A 14,541-nucleotide genomic window follows, 5' to 3' on the forward strand; every position below is an offset into this window, starting at 1 on the left:
ACCATAGACGGGTGATGTTATGGGATTTAATCTCTCGGAATTAAGTCTTGTCCAGTCAAATGAAACGCCTCTTATTAATGGGCATAGGGGGATAGGTGATGAAGACGCTCATAATACGGATATTGCCATTATCGGAATGTCTGTTAATTTCCCCGGAGCCAAGGATTGTGACGCATACTGGAATAATATCAAGAACGGCAAAGACCTGATAACAGAATTTCCTGAAACCAGACGCGCGGAGATTGATAAATATTTGTCCGTGAACCCTAATGCTCTGGAGGGATATGAATACTTTCAAGCGGCATTTCTTGATGAAGTGGATACATTCGACTACCGCTTTTTCCGGCTTACTCCGGCGGAAGCCAGCCTGATGAGTCCGGTTCAACGTCTATTTCTTCAGACTGCTTACACAACAATAGAGGATGCAGGTTATGCAGGAAGTAAGATTATTGGCAGCAAAACCGGCGTTTTTGTCGGATATATCGGTGATACGGTCGGAAATACATATGAGGATATTTTAGCCAGCAGTAGCGATGCCCTGAATCCAGGCATTTTTACAGGGAATCTGTCATCCATGATTCCCAGCAGAATCTCGTATTACCTTGATTTGAAAGGCCCCAGTCTGGTTGTTGATACAGCTTGCTCCTCCTCTCTGGTTGCTGTGCATCTGGCATGCCAATCGATCAGGAATGGAGAATGTGACACGGCTCTTGTTGGTGGAATTAAGCTGTTTCTGGTTCCAGTTAAGAATAAGGTGAAGCTTGGCCTGGATTCTCCGACTTACCGTTCCAAGGCCTTTGACGACAGCTCCGACGGAATCGGCGTTGGCGAAGGTTCAGCGGCGGTAATGTTGAAGCCGTTGAGTAAGGCGTTAAGGGATCGGGATCACATATACGCGGTAATTAAAGGAAGCGCTATAAATCAGGATGGGAACTCCATTGGTATAACCGCTCCTAACGTGGCAGAGCAGGCAAATGTAATTGCTAAGGCATGGAATAATGCCAGAATCAACCCGGAGACTCTGTCTTATATTGAGGCCCATGGAACAGGGACCAGAATCGGTGACCCCATTGAGATCGAAGGAATTAAGAAAGCCTTTGAGCGCTTCACAAACAAGAAACAGTTCTGTGCGATTGGTTCAGTGAAATCCAATATAGGACATTTAAACGAGGCAGCCGGTATCGCTGGACTTATTAAGCTTGCCCTTTGCTTGAAGCATGGGGAAATACCGCCAACCCTTCACCTCAACCGGCCGAACCGGAGAATCGAGTTTGAAGATTCTCCAGTGTATGTGCAGGATAAATGGACGAAATGGGACTTCGGAGGAGAACAGAGAAGGGCAGGTATCAGCTCCTTCGGCTTTAGTGGAACGAATTGCCATATGGTGTTGGAGCAGTCCCCGGAAGTTGAAGCAGGCCCTGAAGCGTACAGAGGGGGACCGAGCGTACTGACTCTATCCTCAAAGTCAAGAGGCTCGTTGGAAAGGCTGCTTCTCGATTATCGAACATTTTTAAGTGAGAACCCTGCAATCTGTATGAAGAATCTATGTTACACAGCGAACACGGGCAGGGATCATTTTAATTACCGCTTGGCTATCATTGCCACTGAACTGAAGGAGCTTAAGAATTCCATAGAGAGTTTATGTGCTTCGGGCTTAGACGGATTGCTGCAAGAGAATATATACTTCAACCAATTTACAATAGTTAACCGAACGAAGGGTGCACTCAGAGACGGAGACCTTACGGAAGAGCAATTGGAAGGTAAGAACTGCCTGGCCAGGTTTAAGATGAAAGAATATGTAAGCAGCGGCAAGGGAAATAAAGGACTTTTCCAAGAAATATGCAGCTTGTATGCAAGCGGTGCAACGATTGATTGGAATCTTCTATACGATAAAGAAAAACTTAGAACAGTCAGCCTGCCTACTTATTCCTTTGACAGGGAACGATGCTGGTGTAGCATTGCCGATCAACCCATAGACGGTTCTCAGCCAGAAAGCGGGAATCCCTTCTTTACGATGGCGTGGGAACCTAATGCGTTGGTGAAGGGCAACGGCACAGCAGTCTCCAAACAAATAATCTTGTTCAAAAATACTACCAGCAGTTATGAATCGATCGAAGAACAGCTTCGAGGAACAGGGAATCTTGTCATTTCAGTAACTATTGGCAAGTCCTTTGAGCGGATCAACACCAGCAGTTATGTAATCGACAACTCGGAAGAAGGTTTTGCACGCTTATTCTGGAATGTCTCTCCTGATCTCCCCGTTCATATCGTCCATTTGTTAGCTGCTGGGCTTGAAGCAGAAGCTCAAAATCTCAATGAATTGGATCGTAATCTGGAGTTGGGAGTTTATAACGTTTTTTATTTGGCGAAGGCGCTAAAGCATCTGGAAACGTCAGATCCAATTCGTGTTGATCTTATTGCCGGGAGGGCCGGCAAAGTCGCAGCGCAAGACGATCTGGTTATACCCGAGAACGGAACAATGATAGGATTGGCCAAAGTAATCAATCGTGAATTCCCGCAAGTCTCGTGCAGAACTATTGATGTTGACGATACCTTCACTGTGGAGCAGTTGCTTGACGAACTCAGTTGCGAGAATAATGAAGGGCAGGTTGCTTATCGAAACGGTGTCAGGTATGCAGAATACCTGCAATCTCTTCAGCTTGAAGCCACCACTCATTCGAATGTTGAGATTAAAGAAAATGGCACGTATCTCATCAGCGGTGGATTAAGCGGGATTGGTTATGAAGTTGCGAAATATTTAACTGCAGCGGCGAAGGTTCATCTCATTTTAATGAACCGTACATCCATACCGGAACGGGAGAAGTGGGATGAATTAATAGTAAGCAATGCGGATCATAAGCTCACCGGAGGAATCGCTGCAATCCGGAGTTTGGAGGCTGCAGGTTCCACCGTGGAGTACCTTCGCGCAGATGTTTCCAATTTGCAACATATGGAGCAAGCTATTGATCGTATCAGCGCAAAGTACGGCAAGATTGATGGAATTATTCATAGTGCGGGCGTCACAGACGATTGTCTTATTGCCAATCAAACCAAAGAGGGCTTTGATGCCATTTTACGTCCGAAGGTTCATGGAACGTGGCTTCTACATCATTTAACAAGCAAGGAAAAACTTGATTTCTTTGTTATGTTTTCTTCAGTATCATCCATAATCGCAGCACCAGGGCAAGGGGATTATGCTGCAGCGAACGCATATTTGGATTCCTTTTGCGATTATCGGAGGATAAACGGAAAGCCTGCTCTTACTATTAATTGGGTAGCTTGGAAAGAGACCGGTATGGCTTTGCAGACAGGATTCACAATGGATACGATTTTCAAGGCTTTATCGACCAAGAAAGGGATGAATGGTTTCGAGAAGGTGTTTGCACGCGATCTTTCACGGGTTCTGATCGGGGAACTTAACTTCGATAACCATATGGCGGCAGCCCTACTGAAGAATACGTCATTCAGCCTATCGGAAGAACTGAGGTCAAAGCTTACACAGTTAAACGGCCGCAAGCGTCCAGTCAAACATGAGGCTGCGTCCATGGGAACAAAAGTAAAGCTTAAGGGTAAGCTTACGAATCAATACAGTTCCATCGAACAGAAGGTTGCTGAAATATGCATGAACGTCCTTGGCTATAAGGAAATCGATGTTTATGATAATTTTTTTGACTTGGGCGCAGATTCGATATCATTAACTCAAATGTTCCAAGCGTTGGATAAGCAATTCGTAGGCAGGTTAAGTCTGACTAAAGTGTTTGCATATCCGAGCATCTCAGAGCTGGCCCAATATTTAAGTGAGCAGGACCCTACATATGGTGCCGGCGTACCGGCTCAGAAGTTGGAGAGCACCGATGACAGAGACAGCGGAGTTGCAATTATTGGAATCGGAGCCAATATGCCCACCGGTACAGATTTGGACGTATTCTGGGAACATCTACGTAGCGGCAAGGATATGATCGGTCCGATACCTGATAACAGAAAAAAAGACATTGATGCCTACCTCCAGTTCCTGGGGAAGGAAGCCGGAGAAGCGGATTTCATGGAAGCAGCATATCTGGACGATATCGATATGTTCGATTATAAATTTTTCAAGCTGTCTCCGAAAGAAGCTTCACTGATGGATCCTAACCAACGGAAGTTTTTGCAGACAGCGTGGGCAGCAATAGAAGATGCGGGCTATGGCGGGCATCAACTAAAGAATACCCAAACAGGAGTTTTTGTCGGATTCTCCAACCATCCGCTTAACAGTTATATCGATCTTATTGCAGAAACCAGTCCTGAGGATCTTACCGTTGCACTGGCGGGAAACCTGACATCCATTATTCCTAGCAGGGTCTCCTATCTTCTTGATCTTAAAGGGCCGAGCATCTTGGTGGATACTGCATGTTCTTCATCCTTGGTGGCTGTCCATATGGCTTGCCAGAGCCTCCTGAGCGGGGAATGCAACACGGCCCTGGTGGGAGGGGTGAAGATAAATATTATCCCTCTGGCTAACGAGTTGAAGATCGGTATTGAATCCTCGACTGCCAGAACGAGAGCCTTCGATGACGATTCAGACGGTACTGGGATCGGAGAAGGAGTAATCTGTATTGTTCTTAAGCCTTTAAGCAGGGCTTTGAACGATCACGACCATATTTATGGCGTCATTAAGGGCAGTGCCGTCAATCAGGATGGAGCCTCTGTTGGAATTACTGCACCTAACGTAAAGGCACAAACGGAAGTAATCCTTCAGGCCTGGAAGAATTCGAAGATTGATCCGGCCACGCTATCTTACATCGAAGCGCATGGAACAGGTACAAAGCTGGGAGATCCGATCGAAATAGAAGCGGTTAATGAAGCTTTCAGGCAGTACACAGACAAGAAGAACTTCTGTGCGGTCAGCACGGTAAAGTCTAATATGGGGCATCTGTATGAGGCTGCAGGATTGGCGGGATTGGTGAAAGCTGTTATGTCGTTACAGCATAGAACACTGGCTCCTTCGATTCATTATTCTCAACCGAACCAAGCCATTAACTTTGCTGACTCCGCCTTGTTTATCAATAACAGGCTGAAACAATGGGAGGTTGATAGTGTTCCCAGAAGATGCGGAATAAGCTCTTTCGGATTCAGTGGCACAAACTGTCATGTCGTTCTTGAAGAAGCACCGGTAATCACCGCAACAGATATTAAGACGAATAGTCAGCCCCAAATCATTACGCTGACAGCGAAAACGGAAACCGCCTTGCTTGAACTGATGCGCAGCTATGAGAATTTTCTGGACAAGCCCGATCCCGTTCGCCTGAATGATGTGTGCAAAACTGTGAATACAGGGAGAGTACATCACCCCTATCGCTTGGCTTTCATAGTAAAAGATACCAAAGAGCTGCTTTACAACATAAAGGCAGTTCTCCGTAAGGGATTGTATGAAGAAATGGAGCAAGCCGTATTCTACGGGAAACATAGCCTGCTGCAGGATAAAGCCTTCAGAGATTCTCTTTCGTTAGAAGCTGGCTTGCTGGTTGAACAACTGGAGAAAGTCCCTATGTTCAATGAGGAGGGACTGGAGCTTTTATGCACTCATTATGTACAGGGAGCCGAAGTGGATTGGGATGCCCTCTATGGAGAAGGCTTTGAGGCAAGGCGAATCAGCCTGCCCACCTATCCATTTGATCAACAGAGGTGCTGGATTAACGTTGAATCCCTTGAGCCGCGTTCTTCAAAGAGTTCGGGGAAGGCAATTCATCCCTTACTGGAACATGTGCTGGCAGATACCTGGGATCAGATTATATATACAACGGATTTCAGTCCGAAAAAGCATTTCGTGTTGCATGATCATATGATTATGGGAAGCTACGTGCTGCCAGGAACCACCTATATTGAGATGATCGTTCAAGCTGGGAAACGACTGGTTCCCGATGCGGAAGTTGTCATTAAAGACATCAGCTTCTATAAACCGCTTGTCATGCTGGATGAGGATGAGAAGCGTCAGATTCAAACCATTGTAAAATATAAAGAGGATCAATATGAATTTACTATAGTAAGCAGAGAAGAAGGCGGCGGCCATGTATCGTTCAAACAATGGACCAAACATGCAGAAGGGAGATTTAGCACCCATCATGACTCCGCCACGGGTTCCTATGATATAGGAGCACTTAAGGACCAATGTAATTCGAGAGTTCTTCCTATCAACCAGAATGAGCTTTCCAAAGGTTTTATAGAGTTTGGTCCAAGGTGGCTTACTTTTCATAAGTTGTGGATAGGCAGGACTACAGCCCTTGCCAAGCTGTCTCTCCCTGACGAGTTTTTGCTTGATCTGGACACCTATTATATACACCCTTGCATGCTTGATATGGCTGTGGCTGCTTACTGCTTTACCTTTGAGAAGCGGTATCTTCCCTTGTCTTATAAGCAAATCAAGCTATATGGAAGAATGCCATCTAATTTCTACAGCTATATTAAACAGATCCGTACAGGTATAAATGATGAGGTTGTCAGCTTTGATATTGACCTGATGGATGGGAACGGCCAGGTCTTTGCGAATATTACAGACTTCTCACTTAAAAAAGTTCATGAATTCAAAACACTGGTCAGGGATAACATCATGACATCGGTTAAGTGGAATGTTGAAGCTCTTGTCCACAAGGAGCTTCCTGCACCTACAGGACTTACCTTGATTCTGAGGGATCAAGATGCTGCGAGTATTAGACTTGCGGGGAGAATCAAAGCTATAGGCGGAGACGTTGTAGAGGCCGAACTAGGGGCTGTCTACGAGCAAGCAGATAGCCTCCTCTATCGTATAACAGGCTCTAAAACGGACTACGACCGTCTAATCCAAGAGCTCAAGGGAAGAAGGCTGTCGCGGATCGTTCATCTGCTGACCGCTGGAGAAGCTTCTGAAATCAAATCCATAGGCGAATTGGATGAATCCCTGCATAGAGGGCTGTTCAGTGTGTACTACCTGCTGCAGAGCCTGGTGAGCAACGGGTTGAAAGATCATATGGCCCTTGTCTTCATAACCCGAAATGCCTGTGAAGTGACAGGGGATGAAAGAGTACTGAACCCGGAACATGCCGCGACCTCAGGATTGTGCAAGGTCATTGCCAAGGAACACTCAGGAATTCGTTGCAAGTTTATTGACTTGGACGCCGAAACAAGCGATGACGTTCTTCTTCATGAGGCTCTTTCAGACTCATCCGATCCGAATGGAGTTCATATCGCCCTGAGAGCCAACGAGCGTTATTTCCCACAAGTTGAACTGCTGAATATCGAGGACCTGCCGAATCAAGCGGTCGAATTCAAGGAAGAAGGCGTGTATGTCATTACCGGAGGCTCTGGTGGACTTGGACTTGTAATTGCGAAGCATCTGGCATCCAAAAAGCCGATGAAGCTGGCATTGATCGGACGTATGGATATTCCACAGCGCCAGGAGTGGACGGAATTGATTGCTTTTCAGAACGGCAGCAAGCAGGCCCGCCTGGTGGAAAGAATCCTTGAAATTGAGTCTATGGGTTCTAAGGTACTGTATTGCAGCGCCGATATATCCAGCTACGAACAGACTCGGATTGCTATGGATAAGATAAGAGCGGAATGGGGCCAGATTCATGGTGTTATTCACGCTGCCGGGTTAGCGGGCAGGGGATATATATTTATGAAAGAGGAAGCCGAACTGCAGAAGGTCATCGGACCTAAGATTCATGGAACACTCAACTTGGATTTGCTGACGGTCCAGGATGACCTTGATTTTATGGTTTTCTTTTCCTCTGTGGCGTCCATACTGGCTTATCCGGGGCAAGGCGATTACACGGCGGCTAACGCCTTTCTGAATGCTTATTCCGAATGGAGAAACAAGCAAGGACGTAATACGGTTTCTATCAATTGGTCGGCATGGAGGGAAACCGGAATGGCTGTAGACTACGGTGTCGATATAGATACGATGTTTAAGTCCATCTCCAATGCTGAGGCGCTGTCTGCTTTTGATGAGGTGCTTAACAAGAAGCTGTCAACCGTTATCATCGGGCAACTGGATACAGAGCATATAGCCGAAACAAACGGAAGAGGAATTGTATCCGCCAGTCTGCTGTCCAAGGTTCAAAAAAGATTGAAGCGAGTCGGACTGAAGCCTGGCATAACCCATGAGAATCCCCAAATAAGTATTATCGATAAGGATATCGGGGATCTCGATGAAATCCAAATTCAATTAGCGGAGATATGGGCCAAGGTATTGGGCATGAGAGAAATTAATTTATACGAAGGTTTTTATGAGATGGGCGGAGACTCTATTCTTGCGACTAAGCTATTCAAAGAATTGGACCGGGAGTTTCCCGGAATGCTTGATATAGCGGATATTTTTTCCTATTCATCAGTAAGTCAGCTTGCGGCCTACCTAAAGCAACAAATATACACCCGGAGCAGTGCCAAGGTTGAGCCAATTGAGGACGTGCTGGATAAGCTGATAAAAGGTGAGATTTCCATTAATGATGCAGACGCAGTTATGAGAACCGGAGGTACAACCTAGCATGGAGCGCATAAAGAAATACATTTATGAGCAGGTCATCTCACAGAAGCTGTCCAAGACAGACGCTGCGGTAATGCTGAAGGAATTATACGAAACAACCGCTCCTCAGTCGGAGAGCATGGAGAGCTCGGAGGACATTGCGATCATAGGAATGGATTGCAGGCTTCCGCAGGCTAATAATGTGCAGCAATATTGGGATCAGTTGATACAGGGGCATGATTGTACAGAAATTATTCCAGAGAAGCGGAGAGAGGAATTAGGACGTTTTTTGAAGCTTCAGGAGAACTCAGGGGAAGAAGGATTGCTAAAGCAAGGTTATCTGGAAGATATATCAGGCTTCGATGCAGCTTTTTTTAATATTTCACCGGCTGAGGCCTCGACAATGGACCCTATACAGAGATTGTTTTTGATGGTGGTCTGGGGAGCTTTGGAAGATGCAGGGGTAAATTTCTCCAAGCTTAATGGCTCAAAGACTGGGGTATTTGTGGGCAAAGCACATTTAAACGAACCCCTCTATAAAGACTTTATTGAGGAATTTGACATGATCGCCTTCAATGGCTCTGCTACTGGGATATTAGCCAGTCGAATCTCCTATATCCTGAATCTCAACGGTCCGAGCCTTGTAGTGGATACCGCCTGCTCCTCCGGTCTGGTTGCCCTTCATCTGGCTTGCCGGGCACTCTTGAACAACGAATGTGAGACTGCAGTGGCTGGCGGGGTCCGGATCATGCTGATGCCGTTGCAAGAGAATAAACTGTCGGCTTTAGAGTCCCCTGACCATACACTAAGACCATTTGACAGCATGTCTAACGGTACGGTTTGGGGTGAAGGTATCACTGCCGTTGTTCTGAAACCGCTCTCCAAAGCTATAAGGGACAGGGATCATGTATACGCCGTTATCAAAGGGAGTGCGATCAATAATGACGGTGCTTCGAACGGTATCTCTGCGCCGAATGCGATTGCCCAGGAGAACCTAATTGCAGATTTATGGGATAGATTGAAGATCAATCCGGAGTCGATCTCTTATATTGAAGCCCATGGGACAGGTACGCCGCTTGGCGATCCGGTTGAAATTAAAGGTATAACCAATGCTTACAGGAGATACACCAATAAGAAGCAATTTTGTCCGATTGGCACGGTTAAAGGGAACTTGGGGCATTTGGTTGCTGCCTCTGGTCTGGCAGGCCTGATCAAGGTAGTGCTGGCCATGAAACATAACAAGATTCCACCGACTATCCATTTTAACAATCCCAATCCATATATTAATTTTGTTGAATCGCCGGTTTTCTTTAATGACAGGATGCTGGATTGGAAGTCCGATCAAGGTCCCCTGCGGGCAAGCGTAAGCTCGTTTGGGATAAGTGGAACCAATGCTTATGTCATTGTAGATGAGTATGTGGAGGATAGCGTAAAGCAGTCAGTTAATATAAATAAACCGTTTATCTTTACATGCTCAGCAAAAAGCGATGCGGCATTATTGCAATACATTCGTAAATACAGCGAGTGCCTTGGCGAGTTTGAGGATGAGCGGATAGGTGATGTCTGCTTCACAGCCAACACCGGCAGAGTTCATCAGGATTACCGGCTTGCCATGGTTGCAACCGGTATCCATGATCTGCGGAACAGGCTTCAGCTTATCATTAGAGATGGGTTAGAGAAGGCTTGGGATCACTGCGCTTATTATGGAAATTGTAAGCCCGTTTCCGTTGCCATGCATAAGTCGGAACCCGGAATGGTTGCCAAGTCAGCGATTCGGACCCATGACGAACTGTCTGTAACTAAAGCCCGCAGCTATGTTGAAGGCGGACAGCGCGACCGTGAGTTATTGGATGATCTGTGCCAAATGTACAGTGAAGGTGCTAGTGTACCTTGGGACAGTCTGTTCAGTGACTCCAGTACACGAAAGGTCGCGCTGCCGACCTATCCTTTTGAATGTAAGCCATATTGGGCAAAAAGCAACACTGCCGTCCTAAGAGAAAAGATTCAAGATCAGGAGCATCCGCTGGTGGGAAGATTGTACCTGCGGACCATTAATCAGGACATTTATGTAAACGAAATAAGCCCTGCTGACACCTGGGTGCTGAAAGAACATAAAGTAGCAGGCCATTATATCATGCCGGGTACAGCTTTTATCGAAATGGCGATGTATGTTGGCAAGGTGCATTATGGCTTACAGCAGTTGGAGCTAATGGATATCGCGGTCATCTCTCCTCTGATGGTAAAGGAAGGGGAAAGTAAGAAAATCCAAACTATCGTGAAACATGAAGATGGCTTGCTGAATTTTGTTATCGCAGGAGAAGAGGCAGATGTGGACGGCACCGGTTGCTGGTTTACACAATATGTCCAGGGCAAGATCCAGCCACTAGTAAATCAGCCGGAAACAGTCTTGGATGCAGGTGTATTCTCAGCGCATTGTACACAATCTGTCGGCAAAATTAATCCTAATGAATACACGAAAGGCTTTATTGAATTCGGAAGCAGATGGAGGGACTGTGCAGCACTTATAACAGGAAAGGATAACGCTGTTGCAGAACTGCATTTGCCTAAGGAATATCAAGAGGACTTGAAGCAGTATTTCCTTCACCCGGCACTCTTGGATCTGTCGCTCAATGCCCTGGCTTTGACTGTGGACGAGAAGTATCTGCCTTTTGCCTACAAAAGTATGAAGATCTATGGACCAACACCTTCAACGTTTACCAGTTATATTACCGCTGCGGATAACGGATTGCATTCCGACTCTCATGGCATGAAGAGCTATGAGGTTATTATGAGGGATAAGACAGGCAAAGTTTTTGCCGAAGTGAACGGATACAGCATTAAGAAGGCAAACCTGTTAAAGAGTGATGATTCCTTCCATACCATAAAGTGGGTTCCTGCTGAAGTTGCTGCAAGTTCCTTCATTACTCCAAAGAAAGCCTTGGTCCTGAAGGATCAGTTAGGTATTTCCGAGGATCTGATACACCAGCTGACCAGCCAAGGTTGTGAGGTGGTTGAAATAAGCGTAGGTTCTTCCTATCGGAAGATAGACGAGTATCACTATGAAGTGGCAGCTAAGGAAGAGGATTATGTCTCACTGTTGAGAGACGCCAAGGTGGACGGGTTAACCCATATTATTCATATGGCCTCCCTCAGTGAGGAGCAGGAGATACAAGATACAGAAGGGTTGCGTGCTGTTCTTGACCAGGGCTTGCACAGTTTGTTCTTCCTAACCAAGCATCTTGTCCGTTGTATCCGAAGTCAGACGCTATCAGTCTATCTGGTGTCCCGCAATGTATATTCGATAACCGGTAAAGAGCATAAGCTACAGCCCTATCATGCCTCGTTCTTCGGACTGGGTAAGGTAATCTCCAATGAGTATCCGATTCTACGCTGCAGATGCATTGACATGGGTGATAGCATGACTGGTACGGAACTGGCCGAAGCATTGAATCATTCCCTTGTGGGCGGAGGAGCGGTTGCATTCCGGGATGGCATTCCTTATATGGAAGAAATTCAGGCCTTGAATCTCGATTCTATACCTGATCAAAGCATAGAAATCGGAGGAGAAGGCGTTTATATCATTACGGGCGGCACTGGTGGAATCGGTATGGAGATATGCAAGTACCTGGCCTCCAGGGGACCCGTTAATCTTGCACTGATTAGCCGTACTCCTCTACCGGAAATAGAACGATGGGATGCGAGCATTTTGTCTGGGGAAGAGAGAAGGCTAGGTAAGACGCTGAAGCAATTGGCTGTTCTCAGAAGTGCAGGCGCTGAAATAGTTAGTTACAGTGCAGATGCAGCTGATTATGAACAAATGACTTTTGTCTTGGCAGATTTAAGGCGTAAATTCGGTCGGATTCGAGGTGTGATCCACAGCGCAGGCGTTGCAGGACAAGGCCTCTTATTGGATAAAGACTTCCATACCTTTCATAGCGTGATTCATCCCAAAATATACGGTGCATGGGTGTTAAGCCACTTAACAGAACATGATGAACTAGACATGTTCGTGTTATTCTCTTCTATCGCTTCATTGGTTGCGTATCCCGGACAGGGCGACTATACGGCAGCAAACGCATTTCTCGATGCATTCTCTGACTACTCCAATCAGCGAGGCAGAAGGATGCTTGTGATTAACTGGCCGGCATGGGGAGAAACCGGTATGGCTGTTAATTACAATTCCAATGTGGATATGTTGTTCAAGGCGATTTCTACCCAAGACGCGGTCCAGGCGTTTGACAAAGTGCTTCAAAAGCAGGTAGGTAGAGTCATCATAGGAGAGTTAGATTACGGTAGTGACATGATAGACAGAGTTCCGGTTGGGTTCTCTGAAGGTTTGAAAGCCAAGCTTAGAAGGGTGCGGTTGCTGAGCCAAAAGGTCGATTCTAGCAGTGTTGACGTTGAGGTTCAAGGGCGGAGCGACGGAGAATATACCGCCACCGAGCTGCTGGTTTCCAAGGTATGGGGGGAGGTATTAGGGTTCCAGACCATTAATATATATGACAGTTTTTATGATCTGGGCGGTGATTCTGTATTTGCTATGAAACTGGTCAATAGTCTTAGCAAACAACTGAATATGAACATAGGCATTGTGGATGTGTTCAACTACCAAACAGTTAACGAACTTTCCGAATATGTGGACCGCGAAGGGGTGAATAGAGGAGAAGGGCCGGATACGAATGAGACAGGTATTATCAAACATGTTGAAGCTAAAGATTTCTATTCGATAACTGCACAGCAAAAGGGCATATACCTTCACTATCAGAGATTGCCCAGGAATACCAGCTATAACACGCCGATTGCTCTGGATATCCACGGGCATCTGGATGTAGAGCTATTCGAAAGAATGATTATACAGTTAATAAAACGTCATGAAGTGTTAAGAACGTCCTTCAGTATGAACGATGGAATGCCGGTATTCCGCGTTCATGAAGAAGCCGATTTTAAGATGGGGCATTCCGAAGCACCAAGGCAAGACATCAAGGAGATCATGAGAAACTTCGTCAAGCCGTTCAGCCTCGAAGAGCCTCCACTGCTCCGCGTGGAAACCGTAAAGCTTGGCTCAGAACGCTACCTTCTGCTGCTGGATATCCACCATATCCTAGCAGACCGTGCATCGGTTGGCATTCTATTGAATGAATTCTTTCAGTTATTGGACCACAAGCCACTCTCAGAACCAGGTATGCAATATAGCGATTACGCCCAATGGCAGGCTGCCTTGTATTCCTCTGAAAAAGTAAAAAAATCCGAGTTGTTTTGGCTCAATATGTTCAAAGGGGAGATTCCTCTCCTTAATCTGCCTACGGATTTCCCAAGACCTTCAGTACCGTCGTATGAAGGGGATAGCATCAGGCTAGTGTTGGATGAGAACCTGTGTGCTTCGCTCTATAAGGCTGCTTTGGAAGCCGGAACAACAATTAACATGGTATTAACTGCAGCATTTTATGTTCTGCTCAGCAAATTCACCCTGCAAAAAGATATAATTATCGGCTGTAATGTTCTTGGTAGAACCCATGTGGATATTCAACAAACCATGGGAATGTTCGTTAACACCCTTCCGATTAGAAGCTGTATATATGGGGATCAGACATTTAAAGATTATTTAAATGAAGTGAAGAGGATAAGCTTGTCAGCTTATGACCATCAGAACTATCCGTTGGAGAGCTTGTTGGATAAGTTGCATTTCACCCGGGTTTACAACAGGAATCCGTTGTTTGATGTCTGCTTCAATATGATGAATATTTCAGACCGTATTGATCCTGCCAAGCAGCTCTCAATCCAGGGACTTGTCATCAAAACCGTGGAATATGTAAGCACAACCTCAAAATTCGATATGACACTGATTGCGGCTACTGCTGACCATAAGCTTGATATGGTTCTGGAATATAAGACAAGTTTGTACAAACGAAGCACCATTGAGGATTTCCTCAGTTATTATCATAAAATTCTGCAGGCCGTTTCCTGCAATCTAAATCTAACGATTAATGAATTGTCTTTTTCAGATCAATTAATGGCTGTGAAGCAAGAAACGGACGATGTCGGGGACTTTGCTTTTTAGGTTGTCT

2 protein-coding genes are annotated in these 14,541 nt (G+C 45.8%); both read left to right on the forward strand.

The genetic code is table 11. The features are described from left to right. The first annotated feature begins 19 nt into the window (after positions 1-19). Positions 20-8,497 carry an SDR family NAD(P)-dependent oxidoreductase gene (locus B9T62_RS07070; RefSeq protein WP_087914616.1) on the forward strand — a complete coding sequence of 2,826 codons (8,478 nt, stop codon included), beginning with the start codon at positions 20-22 and terminating at the stop codon, positions 8,495-8,497. 118 nt (positions 8,498-8,615) lie between these two features. After that, positions 8,616-14,534, forward strand: a complete 5,919-nt coding sequence (locus B9T62_RS07075; protein ID WP_281257760.1) for an SDR family NAD(P)-dependent oxidoreductase — start codon at positions 8,616-8,618, stop codon at positions 14,532-14,534. Positions 14,535-14,541: the final 7 nt, after the last annotated feature.

The sequence above is a fragment of the Paenibacillus donghaensis genome (genome assembly GCF_002192415.1).
Classification (GTDB): Bacteria; Bacillota; Bacilli; order Paenibacillales; family Paenibacillaceae; genus Paenibacillus_AQ; species Paenibacillus_AQ donghaensis.

What these genes read in the sequence shown, in the direction of transcription:
- B9T62_RS07070 (WP_087914616.1), top strand. Translation starts at nt 20, where the DNA reads ATGGGATTTAATCTCTCGGAATTAAGTCTTGTCCAGTCAAATGAAACG.
- B9T62_RS07075 (WP_281257760.1), top strand. Translation starts at nt 8,616, where the DNA reads ATGGAGAGCTCGGAGGACATTGCGATCATAGGAATGGATTGCAGGCTT.